General features: G+C 73.3%; 18 protein-coding genes. 12 read left to right on the forward strand and 6 right to left on the reverse strand.

Going from position 1 to position 16928, the window contains the following annotated elements; genetic code table 11:
• The first annotated feature begins 26 nt into the window (after window positions 1–26).
• Window positions 27–497: a GNAT family N-acetyltransferase gene (locus IH54_RS0113410; RefSeq protein WP_031516309.1), complete on the forward strand. Its 471-nt coding sequence runs from the start codon at window positions 27–29 to the stop codon at window positions 495–497.
• Between the two features lie 36 nt (window positions 498–533).
• Here IH54_RS0113410 and IH54_RS0113415 read toward each other — a convergent pair whose 3' ends face one another.
• The gene (locus IH54_RS0113415) at window positions 534–1919 is read right to left on the reverse strand and encodes a D-alanyl-D-alanine carboxypeptidase family protein (RefSeq protein ID WP_420711742.1); all 1386 of its coding nucleotides are present in this window, start codon (window positions 1917–1919) and stop codon (window positions 534–536) included.
• 105 nt (window positions 1920–2024) lie between these two features.
• On the opposite strand from IH54_RS0113415, the gene IH54_RS0113420 reads away from it, so the two are divergent.
• The gene (locus IH54_RS0113420) at window positions 2025–2330 is read left to right on the forward strand and encodes an SCO4848 family membrane protein (RefSeq protein ID WP_031516313.1); all 306 of its coding nucleotides are present in this window, start codon (window positions 2025–2027) and stop codon (window positions 2328–2330) included.
• Window positions 2331–2362: 32 nt separating this feature from the next.
• On the opposite strand, the gene IH54_RS0113425 is transcribed toward IH54_RS0113420, so the two are convergent.
• Window positions 2363–2959, reverse strand: coding sequence for a GNAT family N-acetyltransferase (locus IH54_RS0113425; RefSeq protein WP_031516315.1), 597 nt, complete (start codon window positions 2957–2959; stop codon window positions 2363–2365).
• Between the two features lie 65 nt (window positions 2960–3024).
• Between IH54_RS0113425 and IH54_RS0113430 the strand changes: the two genes are divergently transcribed.
• The 4 genes from IH54_RS0113430 (at window position 3025) to IH54_RS46780 (ending at window position 6104) form a co-directional block, all read left to right on the forward strand.
• Window positions 3025–3576, forward strand: a complete 552-nt coding sequence (locus IH54_RS0113430) for a GNAT family N-acetyltransferase (protein WP_199923382.1) — start codon at window positions 3025–3027, stop codon at window positions 3574–3576.
• Between the two features lie 286 nt (window positions 3577–3862).
• Entirely contained in the window at window positions 3863–4339 is a 477-nt protein-coding gene (locus IH54_RS0113435; RefSeq protein ID WP_052397391.1) for a GNAT family N-acetyltransferase, read from the forward strand.
• A gap of 3 nt (window positions 4340–4342) precedes the next feature.
• The gene (locus IH54_RS0113440; RefSeq protein WP_031516322.1) at window positions 4343–5161 is read left to right on the forward strand and encodes a class I SAM-dependent methyltransferase; all 819 of its coding nucleotides are present in this window, start codon (window positions 4343–4345) and stop codon (window positions 5159–5161) included.
• Between the two features lie 310 nt (window positions 5162–5471).
• Window positions 5472–6104 carry a lamin tail domain-containing protein gene (locus tag IH54_RS46780; protein WP_234343496.1) on the forward strand — a complete coding sequence of 211 codons (633 nt, stop codon included), beginning with the start codon at window positions 5472–5474 and terminating at the stop codon, window positions 6102–6104.
• Window positions 6105–6185: 81 nt separating this feature from the next.
• On the opposite strand, the gene IH54_RS0113450 is transcribed toward IH54_RS46780, so the two are convergent.
• Window positions 6186–7187, reverse strand: a complete 1002-nt coding sequence (locus IH54_RS0113450) for a LacI family DNA-binding transcriptional regulator (protein ID WP_031516326.1) — start codon at window positions 7185–7187, stop codon at window positions 6186–6188.
• A gap of 20 nt (window positions 7188–7207) precedes the next feature.
• The gene (locus IH54_RS0113455) at window positions 7208–8752 is read right to left on the reverse strand and encodes an alpha-N-arabinofuranosidase (RefSeq protein WP_031516328.1); all 1545 of its coding nucleotides are present in this window, start codon (window positions 8750–8752) and stop codon (window positions 7208–7210) included.
• Window positions 8753–8940: 188 nt separating this feature from the next.
• Here IH54_RS0113455 and IH54_RS0113460 point away from each other — a divergent pair, with 188 nt between their 5' ends.
• Window positions 8941–9324 carry a hypothetical protein gene (locus IH54_RS0113460; protein ID WP_031516330.1) on the forward strand — a complete coding sequence of 128 codons (384 nt, stop codon included), beginning with the start codon at window positions 8941–8943 and terminating at the stop codon, window positions 9322–9324.
• Window positions 9325–9341: 17 nt separating this feature from the next.
• On the opposite strand, the gene IH54_RS0113465 is transcribed toward IH54_RS0113460, so the two are convergent.
• Together IH54_RS0113465 and trpS are read right to left on the reverse strand one after the other, a co-directional pair.
• Window positions 9342–9923 (reverse strand): 2'-5' RNA ligase family protein, encoded by a 582-nt coding sequence (locus IH54_RS0113465; protein WP_031516332.1) that lies wholly within the window; start codon window positions 9921–9923, stop codon window positions 9342–9344.
• Window positions 9924–10040: 117 nt separating this feature from the next.
• On the reverse strand, window positions 10041–11060 hold the full coding sequence (trpS, locus tag IH54_RS0113470; RefSeq protein WP_420711743.1) for a tryptophan--tRNA ligase: 1020 nt from the start codon (window positions 11058–11060) through the stop codon (window positions 10041–10043).
• 227 nt (window positions 11061–11287) lie between these two features.
• Between trpS and rocD the strand changes: the two genes are divergently transcribed.
• From rocD to IH54_RS0113495, 5 genes are all read left to right on the forward strand, one after another.
• Window positions 11288–12535 (forward strand): ornithine--oxo-acid transaminase, encoded by a 1248-nt coding sequence (gene rocD / locus IH54_RS0113475; RefSeq protein WP_052397392.1) that lies wholly within the window; start codon window positions 11288–11290, stop codon window positions 12533–12535.
• A 176-nt stretch (window positions 12536–12711) separates the two neighbouring features.
• Entirely contained in the window at window positions 12712–13554 is an 843-nt protein-coding gene (efeU, locus tag IH54_RS0113480; RefSeq protein WP_031516338.1) for an iron uptake transporter permease EfeU, read from the forward strand.
• Window positions 13555–13641: 87 nt separating this feature from the next.
• A complete protein-coding gene (gene efeO, locus IH54_RS0113485) occupies window positions 13642–14790 on the forward strand; it encodes an iron uptake system protein EfeO (RefSeq protein WP_199923383.1) in 1149 nt (382 codons plus the stop codon).
• Window positions 14790–16052 (forward strand): iron uptake transporter deferrochelatase/peroxidase subunit, encoded by a 1263-nt coding sequence (efeB, locus tag IH54_RS0113490; protein ID WP_043180743.1) that lies wholly within the window; start codon window positions 14790–14792, stop codon window positions 16050–16052. Before efeO ends, efeB begins: the two co-directional genes overlap by 1 nt.
• 72 nt (window positions 16053–16124) lie before the next feature.
• Window positions 16125–16928 (forward strand): hypothetical protein, encoded by an 804-nt coding sequence (locus IH54_RS0113495; RefSeq protein ID WP_031516344.1) that lies wholly within the window; start codon window positions 16125–16127, stop codon window positions 16926–16928.

Below are 16928 nucleotides of genomic sequence, written 5' to 3' on the forward strand. Positions count from 1 at the left end.
ACGACGGACGAAAGACCCCGCACCGCATGCACATCGCGACAGACGACCTCTCGGGCCCCGAGATAGCCGACTTCCTCCACGAGCACCTGGCGCACATGCGCTCCCTCTCGCCGCCCGAGAGCACCCACGCCCTGGACCTCGACGCCCTGCGGGCGCCCGGCGTCACCTTCTGGTCGGTACGGGACGGCGACGACGGCAGCGGCCCCGTCGTCGGCTGCGGCGCCCTCAAGGCGCTCGACGCGCGGCACGCCGAGCTGAAGTCGATGCGCACCCGGCCCGCGCGGCAGCGCGGCGGCGTCGCGTCGCTGCTGCTCACGCACATCCTCGGCGAGGCCGCCGGGATGGGCTTCACCCGGCTGAGCCTGGAGACGGGCAGCGACGAACCGTTCCTGCCCGCGCGCAGGCTCTACGCGAAGTTCGGCTTCACCGAGTGCCCGCCCTTCGGCGACTACCGGCCCGACCCGTACAGCACCTTCATGACCCGCGAGCTGGGCTGACGGCCGAGTCGCCGGCCCTCCCCGCCCCCGCGGGGCTCAGCGTCTGCGGTGGCCGCGGCGCCGCCCGCCGCCCGAGTCGCCCGGGGTGCGCGGTTCGCCGGACCCGGTGCCGGAGCCGATGCCGGACCCGCCCGCCGCTCCCGGCAGCGGGCGCCGGCGGCGGATGACGGCCACGACCGCACCCAGCACCACGACCGTGCCCAGCGCGATGCCCGCGGCCGTCCAGATACCGCCGGAGGAGGACGAGGTCGCGTTCGCCGAGGCGTCCACGTGCCCGGCCGGGGCCTTCGCGGCCGCGCTGGCCGAGGCCGCTGCCTCCTGCGACGCCTTGACCTGGCTCAGCGGCGGCACCAGCGTGCCGACCGGCTTGGCCGTGGTGCCGGTCTTGAAGCCCCAGTCCAGCAGCGAGGCGGCCTCGCGGTAGACGTTGTTGTGGCCGGGGGCCGGGTTCATGACCGTGACCAGCAGCGTCCGGCCGCCCCGCTGGGCGACACCGGTGTAGGTGGCGCCCGCGTTCGTGGTGTTGCCGTTCTTCACACCGGCGATACCGGAGTAGCGCTTCAGGTCGTAGTCGCCGCTCAGCAGGCGGTCGGTGTTCTGGATCTGGAAGGACTCACGGACCTTCTTGCCGGTCTTCTTGTCCTTCGTGAAGTCCCCGGGGAACTGCGCGACGACCGTCGAGCAGTACGCGCGGAAGTCGGCGTTCAGCAGGCCCTGGCGGGCGAAGAGCGTCAGGTCGTACGCACTGCTGTGCTGGCCCGGCTCGTCGTAGCCGTCCGGCGTGACGACGTTGGTGTCGTTCGCCTGCAGCTCCTTGGCCATGGCGTTCATGTCGGCAACCGTCTTCGGCACGCCGCCGTTCATCGCCGCCAGGACGTGCACCGCGTCGTTGCCCGAGCGCAGGAAGACGCCGAGCCACAGGTCCTTGACCGTGTACGGGTGGTTCTCCTGTATGCCGACCAGGCTGCTGCCCTCGCCCATGCCCTTGAGGTCACCGGCGGCGACGACATGCGTCTGCGTCTGCGGGAACTTCGGCAGCACGGTGTCCGCGAAGAGCATCTTCAGGGTGCTGGCCGGGGGCAGCTGCCAGTGCGCGTTGTGTTCCGCGAGGATGTCGCCGGTCTCCGCGTCCGCGATCAGCCACGAGCGGGCGGTCAGCTTGGCGGGCAGCGCCGGGGCTCCCGCCGACAGATCCACCTGGGTGCCGGGCACCCCCAGCCGGTCCCCGCCGACCGTCGACATCTGCGCCGGCGGCTGCGGGGTCTTGGGGGCGCGGGCGGGCGCGGCGCCCGCCGTCCCCGCGCAGACGGTGCCGCCCAGCAGTGCGGCGGCAGCGAGGCTCGCGAGGGCCCCCGCGACTCGGCGTCGCCGGGCGGCGCGCGGCCTCGCGGGGCGGTCAGGTCCGGTGAGAGACGTCAGCACCCGCCCGAACGTACAGGGCGAAGATGTCCGCGCGCCCCCCAGGTCCCGGACCACCCCCCTCCCCCGCCGCCGAGCCGCCGCGCGCCGCGGCACATACTGGGACGTATGAAGCTCAGTCGCCCGGTCTCCTGGTTCCTCGCCGCCTTCGGGGTCTGGTCCTGGATCGTCTGGACCACCTTTGTCAAGAATTTGTGGAAGGACACCAGCGGCCTGGCCTTCCACGACGGCGACCACGGGTCGCCGACCGCCTACTTCTGGATCCACCTCACCCTCGCGGTGGTCTCCACGGTCCTCGGCACCGCGATCGGCGTCCTCGGCATCCGCGGTCTGCGCGCCCTGCGCCGTGAGCCCGCGCGCGAGGCGCCCGTCAGCCGGGAACCCGCACCGGAGCTGGAGCTGCGGCAGCGCTAGTGCTGTGACCGGGGCGTTCCCGGGCTGAGCGCTCAGCTCTCGTGCGACGCCAGGCGGGCGGTGAGGGCGGCCTTCGCCGCGGGCCACTCGTCGGCCAGGACCGAGAAGTAGACGGTGTCGCGCCAGGTGCCGTCCGGGCGGCGGCGGTGGCGGCGCAGGACGCCCTCGCGCTGCGCGCCGAGGCGGGCGATGGCCGCCTGGGAGCGGAGGTTGAGGTGGTCGGTCTTGAGCTGGACGCGGCCCATGCCCAGCTCCTCGAACGCGTGCGCCAGCAGCAGGAGCTTGGCCTCGGTGTTGACGGAGCTGCGCCAGTACGCGCGGCCGTACCACGTCCAGCCGATTTCCAGCCGCTCGTCGGGGACGGCGACGTCCATGTACGTCGTCCAGCCGACCGCCCGGCCCGACGGCAGGTGGACGACGGCGAAGGGCACGTACGGCCCCTCCAGGACGATCCGCAGGCGCTGCGCGAGTTCGTCCTCGGTGCGCGGGGCCGGTCCACCCTGCCAGCGCCACACCTCCTCGTCCCCGCCGCCCGCGGCGAACAGGTCGGGCAGGTGTGCGGGCGTGAGCGGTTCGAGCCGGACGGTGCGGCCGGTGAGGGTCACGGGGACGGGGTGCGTGGCGGTCATGACCAGGGACATTAGGCACACCCCGACGCGCCGGGCAAAACGGTTCGCCGTACACGGAGCGTGTAGTGTCGCTGCTCATCCGCCGGAAGGAGGCCGCTTTGCTGTCCCAGGACCTGGTGCCGCTGCCCACCGCACGGCTCTCGTTCCGGCAGATGACCGAGGCCGACCTCGACGCGATGGCCGCGCTGCTCGGCGACCCCGACGTCATGCGGCACTACCCGCGGCCCAAGTCGCGGGAGGAGGCCGCCGACTGGATCGCGTGGAACCGCCGCCTCTACCGCGAGGCGGGGCACGGCCTGTGGATCGTCACCCTCCGCGACACCGGCGCCTTCGTCGGCGACTGCGGGCTCACCCCGCAACTCATCGAGGGCGTCACGGAGATCGAGGTCGGCTACCACGTCCGCGCCGCCCTCCAGGGCCACGGCTACGCCACGGAAGCGGCGGCCGCCTGCCGGGACTTCGCGCGTGACGTGCTCGACGCGAAGCGGTTGATCGCGATCATCCGGCCCGACAACGCGGCGTCGCGGCGGGTCGCCGAGAAGATCGGCCTGCCCTTCGAGCGGACGGCGATCTCGCGTTCGGACCTGCCGGTCCACATCCACGCGGCTGATCTCTAGCGGCTGGCCTTCAGCGGGGACGCCCGGGGCTGCGGGGTGCGGTCCGCCGCGCGACCGTCCGCCGGTGGGTGGTTGCCCGCGCAGTTCCCCGCGCCCCTGAAAACGCGCACTCCGCGCGCAGAGCCCAGCCCACCAGGGGCGCGTGGGGGCACCTCCCGGGCGAAGCCCGGGGGAGAACTGCGCGACCAGCCACGGCGAAAGGGAACGGTCCCGCCACGGCGGGAAGAGGCACCCCGTGGGGTTAACCGGTGGAGCCGCACCGGGTGCGGGCGGTAGCGTCGCGCGCGTGGGGGAATCAGACGAGGCGAGCGGCAGGGTCATCGTACGGACGGCGGCGGCGGCAGACGCCGACGTCATCGCACGGGTGCACATGGACTCGCGGGCCGGCACGATGCCGTACCTGCCGCCGCAGGTGCGGACGCACGGCGAAGTGGCCCGCTGGGTACGGGAGATCGTGCTCGAGGAGTGCCGGGTGTGGGTCGCGGAGCGCGACGGCGGGGCGGTCGTGGGGTACGCGGCGCTCGACGGCGACATGCTCGATGCGCTGTACCTGCGGCCCGAGGCGCGGCGGCAGGGCATCGGCACGCTCCTGCTCGACGAAGTCAGACGGCACAGCCCCGGCGGGCTGTCACTGCACGTCTTCCAGCAGAACACCGAGGCGCGGGCCTTCTACGCGCGGCACGGCTTCACCGTGCTCGACACGAACGACGGGGAGCGCAACATGGAGAAGCTGCCCGACATGACGCTGCGCTGGACGCCGTAAGTGGTGCGCGACGACCGCCCGGCGCAGGCGCGGCGGGCGGAGCTGGCGCGGACGTTCGACGGCGACGACGAGGACGCGGCGCGGTACGACCGGGCCCGGCCCGGCTATCCGGAGCGGATGTACGGGGACCTCGCGCGGCTCGCGGGGGCGGTGCCCGGGAGCCGGGTGCTGGAGGTGGGGTGCGGGACGGGGCAGGCGACCGTGCCGCTGACCGCGCGCGGATGCCGGGTCACGGCGGTGGAGGCGGGGGCGCGGATGGCCGAGGTCGCGCGCCGCAGGCTGGGGGCGGACGCCGAGGTCGTGACGGCGGCGTTCGAGGGGTGGCAGCTGCCCGCGGAGCCGTACGACACGGTGCTCGCCGCGACGGCCTTCCACTGGATCGACCCGGCGGTACGGGTGGCGAAGGCCGCCGACGCGCTGCGGGCGGGCGGGGCGCTCGCCGTCGTCCGCACGCAGCACGTACGGGGCGGCACCGAGGACTTCTTCGCCGAGGCGCAAGGATGCTACGAGCGCTTCGACCCGGCCACCGAGCCGGGCCTGCGGCCGCCCGCCTCGGCCGACGTCGACGGCTCCGACCACGCCGTCGAGGTCGCGCGCAGCCGCCGCTTCGGCCCGACCCTCTTCCGCCGCTACGAGCGCGACCTGACGTACACCACCGCGGAGTACCTCGACCTGCTCCGCACCTACTCCGGCCACCGCGCCCTCCCCGAGCCCGCCCGCAGAGGCCTGCTGGGCTGCCTCGGCGCCCTCATCGACGGGCGGTACGGGGGCCGGGTGACGAAGCGCTACCTCGTCGAGCTGGCCGTCTCCCACCGCCGCTGAGCTGTTACCGATCCCGGCCGCCGGCCGCCCGCCGCCCGGGCGGGCGTTCGGGGTGGCCCGCGGGGTGGCGGACCGGCGGCCGCCGGGCACCGCATGCCGGGCGCACGCGGTTTCGTGCGGGTCGTACGAACGACACACCGAACCGGTGATCACGTGCGCCACGCAGCCGACGATTACGGAATTGTCCGGAATCGGTAACACGGTGCCGCCCTTCCGCACGCCACAGGGGTGCCGGAGCGACCGTGTGGTCCCCGGCACGGCCATCCCGCGCCGGGCCACGAAGAACAGCACCAACACGAAAGGGGACCACGTGTCCCGTATCGCATCCCGCCTGGCCGCGACCGTACTCGCGGCCGGCGCGCTCCTCACCGTCGCCGCGCTCCCGGCGTCCGCCGCGCCCGCAGAGCACGGGCGGCACGGACAGCACGAGCAGCACGGGCAGCACGACCAGCCCGATCAGCACGGGCAGCGCCAGCAGCACGGGCAGCACGACCAGCCCGATCAGCACGGGCAGCGCCAGCAGCGCGACCAGCCCGATCAGCACGGGCAGTCCGATCAGCACGGGCAGCGCGACCAGCACGGGCGGCACCAGCAGATGGGCGCGCAGGTCGCCCTCGGCAGCGTCCACCACACGCGCGACGCGCGCTCGGCCCGCGGGCTGAACGACGAGTGGATCACGGTCACCAACGAGGGCCGCCGCGCCGTCAGCCTCGACCGCTGGACGCTCAGCGACGCCGACCACCACGTCTACCGCTTCGGCCACGTCACGCTGCGCGCGCACGAGTCGCTGCGCGTCCACAGCGGCCGCGGGCGCGACACCTACCGCGACCTCTACCAGGGCGGCAACCGCTCGATGTGGGATCGCGGCGGCGACAGCGCGACCCTGCGCGACGCCCGCGGGCACGTCGTCGACACCGAGTCCTGGGGCCGCAGCCACCGCTGACCGCCCCTGACGTGAGCGGTGCCCCGCCGGCGATCCCGGCGGGGCACCGCCGTGTCGGCCCCGCCAGCCCTGTGAGCCCCGTCAGCCCCCCGTCGACTCCCGCACGACCAGCGAGAACGGCCCCACGGCCTCCTCCGGCGCCGCCCCCGGGCCTTCCAGCCGCCGGACCAGCAGCTCCACCGTGCGGCGGGCCATCGCGTCGTGGTCCGGGTCCACCGTCGACAGGGACGGGACGAGGAAGGCGGCCTCGTCGATGTCGTCGAAACCGATGACCTTGACGTCCCGCGGCACCCGCAGCCCACGGTCGGCGAGCCCGCGCAGCACCCCCATCGCGACGGTGTCCGTCACGCAGAAGACGCCGTCCACGCCGGCCCCCGCGTCCGCCAGCTCCCGCGCGCAGGCCGCGCCCGCCGCCATCGTCAGCTCGGGCGCGGTGCGGACGAGGGCGGGGTCGGCGGGCAGGCCCGCGTCCGCGAGGGCCTGCCGGTAGCCGGCCAGCCGCAGCGCGGACACGCCCGGCCCGGGGCCGACCGGCCCGCACACGATCGCGATCCGGCGGCAGCCCCGCTCGGCCAGATGCGCGGTCGCGGCGCGCGCGGCCTCCGCGTTGGGCATGGCGACATGGTCGACGGGCCCCCCGAAGATGCGCTCGCCCAGCAGCACCACCGGGTGGTCGACCTTCAACCACTCCGTGTCGGCCGCGCCCATGCCGACCGCGCTGAGGATGAGCCCGTCGTAGAGCCGGGTGCGGGACAGCTCCAGCGCCGCGACCTCGTTCTCCCGCACCGCGCCCGTCTGCTCGATGCCGACCCGCAGCCCGTGCCGCGCGGCGGCGGTGATGACGGCGGCGGCCAGCCGCCCGTAGTAGGGGCGGTTGATCTCCGGGACGGCGAGGCCGATGGTGCCGGTGCGGCCTCTGCGCAGGTTGCGGGCGGCGACGTTGACCCGGTAGCCGAGCGCGGCCATCGCGTCGCGGACCTTGGCGGCGGTCGCGGGGCGGACGTTGGGGTGGCCGTTGATGACGTTGGAGACCGTCATCGGTGAGACCCCGGCCGCCTTCGCGACGTCCTGGATCGTCGTCATGCCGTCATCCCGTCATCCGGTCAGGCCGCCAGCGGGGCGCTGAGCGTCAGGAAGGAGTGCGGGGGCAGGGTGAGGGTGAGCCCGCGCCCGGTGATCGCGACCTCGTCGAAGGCGCGCGGTGCGACCGCGTCCGGCTCGGCGGGGGTGTTGTGGGCCTGTACCCGGGGTGCGGTGAGCAGCCGGGCGGTCGGCGTGCCGACGCCGCCGCCGCGCAGGTCGAGGGTGATCTCGGCGCTCTGCTCGGCGTCCAGGTTGCTGAGCGAGACCAGCAGCCTGCCGTCCTTGACGCTCGCCGACGCGGACAGCGTGTCCAGCTCGGTGTCCCCCACGGTGCGGCGGGCGGTGCCCGACGTGGTCCGCAGATGGACGGCGAGCGAGGCGGCGTCGTGGTGTCCCCTGTTCATCTCGAAGACATGGTAGGTGGGGGTGCGCACGAGCGCGTCGCCGTCCGTCAGCAGCATCGCCTGGAGGACGTTGACGGTCTGCGCGATGTTCGCCATGACCAGGCGGGCGGCGTGCCGGTGGAAGATGTCGAAGTGGGTGGAGGCGACGAGGGCGTCGCGCATCGTGTTCTGCTGGAAGAGGAAGCCGGGGTTGGTGCCGGGCTCGACGTCCCACCACGTGCCCCACTCGTCGAGGACGAGGCCGACCGTGCGGCCCGGGTCGTAGACGTCCATGACGGCGGAGTGGCCGGTGAGGATGCGGTCGATGCGGCGGGCCGAGGCCATCGTGCGGTAGTAGTCGGCGGTGTCGAAGCCGGTCGCGCTGCCCTTCGCCTCCCACGGCCCGGCCAGGGTGTAGTGGTGGACGGACAGGCCCTGGAAGAAGGTGCGCGGGGTGGCCTCGCAGCCGAAGCAGCTGATCTGCCGCATGAGCGTCTCGGTCCACTGGTAGTCGTCGCTGTTGGCTCCGGACGCGATGCGGTAGAGGGTGTTGCCGCCGTGGTCGCGGCAGTAGGTGGCGTACTGCCGGGCGAGGTCGGCGGAGAACTCCGCCCGCATGTTGCCGCCGCAGCCCCACGTCTCGTTGCCGATGCCCCAGAAGGGGACCCGCCACGGCTCGTCGCGCCCGTTGGCCTTGCGCAGCCGCACCATGGGGCTGTCGCCGTCCCGCGTCAGGTACTCGACCCACTCGCTCATCTCCTGCACGGTGCCGCTGCCGACGTTGCCGTTGATGTACGGCTCGGCGCCCAGCAGCTCGCACAGGGCCATGAACTCGTGCGTGCCGAAGTGGTTGTTCTCCTCGACGTTGCCCCAGTGGGTGTTGACCATGCGGGGCCGGTCCGCGCGCGGGCCGACGCCGTCCTTCCAGTGGTATTCGTCGGCGAAGCAGCCGCCCGGCCAGCGCAGGTTGGGGATGCCCAGCGCGCGCAGCGCCTCGACGACGTCGAGCCGGATGCCGCCCTCGTTCGGGACCGGCGAGTCCTCGCCGACCCAGAACCCGCCGTAGACGCAGCGGCCGAGGTGCTCGGCGAAATGCCCGTAGAGGTGGCGGCTGATACGGGGGCCTTCGAGGTCGAGGTTGATCACGGCGGTGGCGGCGGTGGCCGTGGGGGTGTCGGGCATGGCGGGGCTCCGGGCAGAATTTGTATCGCTACATTGGATCGATACAAACTGGCATCCGCCGGTGGAGCTGTCAAGGAGGTCCGCGCGCGGCCCCCGGCTCGCGGCGCGCTGTCAGTGGCAGCGGCTACGTTTCTGATCGGACGTCAGGATCACGGCCCGTGGAGACGGGCGGGCAGGGGGGCAGAGGGATGGGAATCGAGATCGACCCGGCGGTCTTCGCGCTCGAAAGCGGCAGGGCGTGCGCGAACGAGTCGCTGATCGTCCTGGGTGCGGCCGACCCGGGGCCCGCCGCGCGGGCGCTGGAGCGCGCCTGCGAGCGCTTCATGCTCGTCGCCGAGGACGGGCGTGAGTACGCCGACGAGGACGCGGCGGACGAGACGGGCCTGTACACGCCGAACTACTTCTCCGAGGTGCGGCACTCACCGCGCGGTCCCTGGATCTACCTGGACTGCAAGGGCGAGATACCCGGGCCGATGCGCGCGGGGCTGCTCGCGGTCCTCGTCGAGGAACTGGAGCGGGCCGGGCTGCACGAGGTCCGGGTCGCGGTGCCGGAGGACACCGACCGGGCCTGAGCGCCGGGCCCGGGTGCTCAGAACGGGCTCGCCGCCGTGCGGACCGTGCCCTGGTGGGGGACGGCAGGGGACGGGGGCTCAGCGCCGAAAGGGTATTCGCGCATCTTGCGCCACACGCCGTCACCGCCCTGCTCGTAGAGGGCGAAGCCGGTCGCGGTCCAGTCGGCGGCGAAGTCGGCCAGCTCGCGCTGGGCGCGGTCCAGGGCAGGCTCGGGGATGGCGTGGGCGACGGTGACGTGCGGGTGGTAAGGGAATTGCAGCTCCCGCTCGACGGGGCCGGAGCGCAGCCGTTCCTGGAGGTCCGCGCAGTCCGCGGCGCCCTCGGCGAGCCGGACGTAGACCACCGGGGACAGCGGGCGGAAGGTGTCCGTGCCGTGCAGCCGCATCGCGAAGGGGCGGCCCTCGGCGGCGACCTCGGCGAGGTGGCGGCGGAAGGGCGGCAGCTCGGCGGGGCGGACCTCGGTGGGCGGCAGCAGCGTCACATGGGTGGGGATGGCGTACGCGGCCGGGTCGCCGAATCCGGCGCGCCGCTCCTGGAGCAGCCGTCCGTACGGCTCCGGGACCGCGAGGGACACGCCGATCGTCGTGGTGGTCTCCATGCGTTCACCCCTTTCCCCCAGGTCGGTGCCCTGCCCGCGAGCGCGCGGGTGCGTGCCTTTCCCCCGGAAGCCCCGTTCGCCCGGCCGGGCCCGCCGACCCTCCCCGTCCCGCCGCGGTCAGTGCTTGGCGGGCACGAAACCGATCCGGTCGTACGCCGCGGCCAGCGTCTCCGCCGCCACGGCCCTGGCCTTCTCGGCGCCCTTGGCGAGGACCGAGTCCAGTGTCTCCGGGTCTCCCAGATACTCCTTCGTGCGCTCGTGGAAGGGCGTGACCCACTCCACGAAGATCTCCGCGAGGTCGGTCTTGAGCGCACCGTAGCCCTTGCCCTCGTACTGTCGTTCCAGTTCCGGAATTCCGGTACCGGTGAGGGCGGAGTGAATGGTGAGCAGATTGCTGACGCCCGGCTTTTCCTTTTCGTCGTACCGGATGACCGTGTCGGTGTCGGTGACGGCGCTGCGGAACTTCTTCGCCGAGACCTTCGGGTCGTCGAGCAGGTTGACCAGACCCTTCGGGGTCGCCGCGGACTTGCTCATCTTGGCGCTCGGGTCCTGGAGGTCGTAGATCTTCGCCGTCTCCCGGACGATGTGCGGCGCCGGGATCGTGAACGTCTGCCCGAAGCGGCCGTTGAAGCGCTCGGCCAGGTCGCGCGTCAGCTCGATGTGCTGGCGCTGGTCCTCGCCGACCGGCACCGCGTCCGCCTGGTAGAGCAGGATGTCGGCGACCTGGAGGATCGGGTACGTGAACAGGCCGACGGTGGCGCGGTCGGCGCCGTGCCGCGCGGACTTGTCCTTGAACTGCGTCATACGGGAGGCCTCACCGAAGCCCGTGATGCAGTTCATGACCCAGCCGAGCTGCGCGTGCTCGGGCACATGGCTCTGGACGAAGAGCGTGCAGCGGTCCGGGTCGAGCCCCGCCGCCAGCAGCTGGGCGGCGGCCAGCCGGGTGTTCGCGCGCAGCTCCGCGGGATCCTGCGGCACCGTGATCGCGTGCAGGTCCACGACCATGTAAAAGGCGTCGTGGGATTCCTGGAGCGCCACGTACTGCCGGATCGCACCGAGGTAATTGCCCAGGTGGAAGGAACCGGCGGTGGGCTGGATGCCCGAGAGGGCGCGGGGACGAGAGGCCATGTCCACCATTCTCTCAGGTCGGGCAGCGGAGCCGTACCCCCGATCCCGGCGGGCGGATCTGCGGCGCGAGAGCGCGGGCGCGGGAAGGTTTCGCGCGGGTCCCGGTGAGCGACGATAGAAACACCAGAGGAATGCGCTGGGGGCACCACCCCGCCCCCTCCAGGCCCGCGCCGCGGCCCGACCCCGGGCCGTACGCCCGCCGCCTGGCTCCCGACGCACGACGAACGGAGTACGCAGTGACGCAGCGGACCAGCAGCACACCCGGCCCTCAGGGGGGTACGGCCACCGAGCGGCAGATCGCCGAGGCCGAGGCGCACAGCGCGCACAACTACCATCCGCTGCCCGTGGTGATCGCCGAGGCGGAGGGCGCGTGGGTCACCGACGTCGAGGGCCGCCGCTACGTGGACATGCTCGCCGGTTACTCGGCGCTGAACTTCGGGCACGCCCACCCGCGGCTCGTCGCCGCCGCGAAGGCGCAGCTGGAGCGGGTCACGCTGACCTCGCGGGCCTTCCATCACGACCGCTTCGCGCGCTTCTGCGCCGAGCTGGCCGAGCTGTGCGGCATGGAGATGGTGCTGCCCATGAACACGGGCGCGGAGGCGGTGGAGACGGCCGTCAAGACCGCCCGCAAGTGGGGCTACCGCGTCAAGGGCGTGCCGGACGGGCAGGCGAAGATCATCGTGGCGGACGGCAACTTCCACGGCCGGACGACCACGATCATCAGCTTCTCCACCGACCCGGAGGCCCGCGCGGACTTCGGCCCGTACACCCCCGGCTTCGAGGTCGTGCCCTACGGCGACCTGGCCGCGCTGGAGGCGGCCGTCGACGACTCGACGGTGGCGGTGCTGCTGGAGCCGATCCAGGGCGAGGCGGGCGTGCTCGTGCCGCCGCCGGGCTACCTCGCCGGGGTGCGGCGGGTCACCGCGGAGCGCGGGGTGCTCTTCGTCGCCGACGAGATCCAGTCGGGCCTGGGCCGCACCGGGCGTACGTTCGCGTGCGAGCACGAGGGCGTCGTGCCAGACGTGTACGTGCTGGGCAAGGCGCTCGGCGGCGGCGTGGTGCCGGTCTCGGCGGTGGTGTCCTCGCGCGAGGTGCTGGGCGTCTTCAGGCCCGGCGAGCACGGCTCGACCTTCGGCGGCAACCCGCTGGCCTGTGCGGTCGGCCTGGAGGTCGTCGCGATGCTGCGCAGCGGCGAATACCAGGGGCGGGCCGCCGAGCTGGGCGACCACCTGCACGCCGAGCTGGCCGGGCTGCTGGGCGCGGGCCTGCTGACGCAGGTGCGCGGCCGCGGGTTGTGGGCGGGCCTCGACATCCCGCCGGAGCGCGGTACGGGCCGGGCCGTCTCGGAGGACCTGCTGACGCGCGGGGTGCTCGTCAAGGACACCCACACCGAGACGATCCGGCTGGCGCCGCCGCTGGTCATCTCGAAGGACGACCTGGACTGGTCGCTGGACCGGCTGCGGGCGTCGCTCGCCCGGCGGTAGCCCGGCCGGCCGCGGCCGCGCCCGGCCGTGAGCCGCTGTACGGCGGGTGGGCCCCCGCCGTACAGCCGGGGCACGAAGGCCGTGCACGGTTTTATTAGGTCAGGCTCACCTTACAATCTTCCGGTTAGGGTACCCTCACCCCAGCACAGGTGCCGTGTCCCGGAAGGACCAATCAGGTGATCCCCACTCTCGTCATCGGCTTGCGAGAAGGCATCGAGGCGTCCCTCATCGTGGGCATCATCGCCGCCTTCCTGGGTCGCAACGGCCGCCGCGACGCGCTGCGCCAGGTCTGGATCGGCGTGGCCGTCGCGGTCACGGTGTGCCTGGCCATCGGGATCGGCCTCGTCACGCTCTCCCGCGAGCTGCCGCAGCAGCAGCAGGAGGCGATGGAGACGGTCATCGGCGCCCTCGCCGTCGTCATGGTCACCGGCATGATCCTGTGGATGAACAAGCACGCCCGCGGCATGAAGCGCGAGCTGGAGGGCCAGGCCGCGAGCGCGCTCGCCCAGGGCTCGGCCCGGGCGCTGGTGCTGATGGCCTTCCTCGCGGTCCTGCGCGAGGGGTTCGAGACCGCGGTCTTCCTGGTCTCGGTCATCCAGAACAGCGCGAGCGTCGGCACCGGCACCACGGGCGCGCTGATCGGCATCGCGATCGCGGTCGTCATCGGCTACGGCATCTACCGCGGCGGCGTGAAGTTCAACATGGGCCGCTTCTTCAAGATCACCGGCCTGGTGCTCGTGCTCGTCGCGGCCGGGCTCGTGATGACGGTCGCGCACACCGCGCACGAGGCGGGCTGGCTCGACGCGGGCCAGTCCCAGGCGCTCGACCTGAGCTGGCTGGTCCGGCCCGGCACCGTGCTGTCCTCGCTGCTGACCGGTGTGCTCGGGGTGCAGCCGGGACCGACCACCGCCGAGGTCACGGTGTGGCTGGTCTACGCCCTGCCGATGCTCGCGTTCGTGGCCTGGCCGCGCGGCGGCAAGCGCCCGGCCCCCAAGCCCGCCGCGGCGCCCGGCAGCTGACCTGCCGCCCGCCGTGGTGCCCGGCAGCTGACCTGCCCTCCTCTTCCTCGTCCCCTCTTCGCTGACTCGTCCTAGGAGCGCCCGTCCATGTCCATGTCCACCACCACCCCCCGCGTGCTGCGGGCCACCGGCCTGCTGGCCATCGCCGGGCTGGTCGCCACCGGGTGTGCGAAGAGCAAGGACGACAGCGCGCCCAAGGGCTCCCCGAAGGTCACCGTCAACCTCACCGACGACGGCTGCACGCCCTCCCCCGCGTCCGTGCCCGCGGGCCCCGTCACCTTCCAGATCAAGAACGTCAGCGCGAACAAGGTCACCGAGGCTGAGCTGCTCAGCGGCGACACCATCATCGGCGAGAAGGAGAACCTGACCCCGGGCCTGTCCGGCAGCTTCTCGCTGACCCTCAAGGGCGGCAAGTACCAGATGTACTGCCCCAACGCGAAGACTGAGAAGACCGCCTTCACGGTGACCGGCGCGGCCGCCGCACCCGCCCAGGACCCGGCCGTCAAGGCCCTGCTGACCCAGGCCACCACCGGCTACCAGGCGTACGTCGTCGCCGAGGTCGACAAGCTGCTGCCCGCCACGAAGACCTTCACCGACGCGGTGCGCGCCGGGGACGTCGAGAAGGCCAAGGCGTCCTTCGCGCACGCACGCTCCTTCTACGAGGAGGTCGAGCCGGTCGCGGAGAGCTTCGGCGACCTCGACCCGGACCTCGACGCGCGCGAGGACGACGTCACCGACGCCTCGAAGTGGACCGGCTTCCACCGGCTGGAGAAGGCCCTGTGGCAGGACAAGTCGCTGGCCGGCATGAAGCCGGTCGCCGACAAGCTCGACGCGGACGTCGCCAGGCTCAGGACGCTCGTGGCCACCACCACCTACCAGCCCGCCCAGCTCGCCAACGGCGCCACCGGGCTCCTCGACGAGGTCGCCGCCAGCAAGGTCACCGGCGAGGAGGACCGTTACAGCCACACCGACCTGTCGGACTTCGAGGCCAACGTCATCGGAGCCCAGAAGGCGTTCGACCTGCTCAAGCCCGCGCTCGACAAGATCGACGCGACCTTGTCGAGCAGCGTCAGCACGCAGTTCACCGCCGTGCTCGACGCCCTCCAGCCGTACAAGCAGGGCAGCGGCTTCGTCGACTACTCCACCGTCGGCGACGACAAGCGGCGCGCGCTCACCCAGAAGGTCGACGCGCTGGCCGAGCCGCTCTCGCAGGTCGCCGGGAAGGTGAACGGCTGATGGGCGCGCCGGGCACCACCCGCCGGGGCCTGCTCGCCACCCTCGGCGGCGCGGCCCTGGCGGGCTCCGCGGGCGCGGCGCTCGCCGGATGCAGCGACGACGACGCCAAGTCCCCGGCCAAGGCCGACTCCGCCACCGTGCCCTTCTACGGCACCCACCAGGCGGGTATCGCCACACCCGCCCAGGACCGGCTGGCCTTCGCCACCTACGACCTGACGGTCAGCGGCTCCGTCGAGGAGAACCGCGCCGCCCTGCGCACCCTGCTCCAGCAGTGGACCGCCGCGGCCGCCGCGATGGCGCAGGGCAGGACTGTGCCCGGCGACAACGACAACCCGGCCGCGCCGCCCGCCGACACCGGCGAGGCGTACGGGCTCTCCCCCGCCAACCTGACGATCACCCTGGGCCTGGGCCCGTCCCTCTTCGACGAGCGCTTCGGCCTGGCCGGGCGCCGCCCCGCGGCCCTCGCCGACCTGCCCAAGCTGCCGCCGGAGAACCTCGACGCCGACCGCTCGGGCGGCGACCTCGCCATCCAGGCCTGCGCCGACGACCCGATCGTGGCCTTCCACGTCATCCGCAACCTGGCCCGTATCGGCCGCGGCACGGTCGTCATGCGCTGGTCGCAGCTCGGCTTCGGCAACGCCACCGGCAACGGCGGCGGCAAGGAGACCCCGCGCAACCTCATGGGCTTCAAGGACGGCACCCGCAACATCGCCGGTGACGACAAGAGCCTCATGGACGGGCACGTGTGGGTCGGCTCCGAGACCGACCAGCCGTGGATGCGCGGCGGCAGCTACCTCGTCGCGCGCCGCATCCGGATGCGCATCGAGGCGTGGGACCGCGACTTCCTGTCCGACCAGGAGGACGTCTTCGGCCGGGCGAAGTACACCGGCGCGCCGCTGACCGGAAAGAAGGAGACCGACCAGCCGGACTTCACGGCGAAGAAGGCGGACGGCGGGACCGTCATCCCCGCGGGCGCGCACATCCGGCTCGCCGCGCACGAGAACAACGCGGGGCTGCGCATCCTGCGCCGCGGCTACTCCTTCACCGACGGCATCGTGCCCGCCACCGGCGAACTGGACGCGGGCCTGTTCTTCATCGCCTACCAGAAGGACCCGCGCAAGCAGTTCGTGCCGCTGCAGACGAAGCTGGGCGCGCACGACGCGCTCAACGAGTACATCCAGCACGTCGGTTCGGGCCTCTTCGCCTGCCCGCCCGCGCCCGCGGCGGCCGGCAGGTACTGGGCGGAGGACCTGCTCGCGTAGGGGATCCGCCGCGGGACCCGGGCGCGCGGCCGCCGCCGGCCGAGGCCTTAGGGTGCGCAGGTGACCCTCGGGATGGTGGCGGCGCTGTGCGCGGCCGTGTGCTTCGGCGTGGCCTCGGTGCTCCAGGCGAAGGGCGCGCGGGCCGCCGAACCCGGCAGCGGTTCCGGCGTCGACACCCGGCTGCTCGCCCGCGCGCTGGCCCAGCGCGTCTACCTCGCCGGGCTCGCCCTGGACGCCGCCGGCTTCGGCATGGAGCTGGTGGCGCTCCGCCGGCTGCCCATCTACGCCGTGGGGGCCGCGCTCGCCGCGAGCCTGGCCGTCACCGCGGTCGCCGCGGGCCGGCTGCTCGGCACGACGCTGCGCCGCGCCGAGTGGACCGCGGTGGGCACCGTCTGCGGGGGCCTCGCCCTGCTGGGGCTCGCCTCGGGCGACGAGGGGGCCGCGCACGGGGGTACGGCGCTGCGCTGGGGCACGCTGGTCGCCGCCGGGGCCGTCCTGCTGATCGGCGCGGCCGGCGGGCGGCTGCCCGGAAGGGCCCGCGCGGCCGTCCTGGGCCTGGGGGCGGGGCTCGGCTTCGGCGTCGTCGAGGTGGCCGTCCGCCTGGTCGACGGCGTGACCGGCCCGGCGCTCTACGCCCTCCTCCTCGGCGGCGGCGCCGCCTTCCTGCTGCTGACCTCGGCCCTCGGCCAGGGCTCCGTGACGACCGCGACCGCCGCGATGGTCATCGGCGAGACCGTCGCCCCCGCGCTGGTCGGCGTCCTCGCCCTCGACGACCGCACCCGCCCCGGCTGGGCCCCCGTCGCCGTCGCCGGCTTCACCCTCGCCGTCCTCGGCGCCCTGGCCCTGACCCGCTTCGGGGAGCCGGCCGCGTCCTGA

It is taken from the genome of Streptomyces sp. NRRL F-5123, from assembly GCF_000721495.1.
In the GTDB taxonomy this organism is placed as follows: Bacteria; Actinomycetota; Actinomycetes; order Streptomycetales; family Streptomycetaceae; genus Actinacidiphila.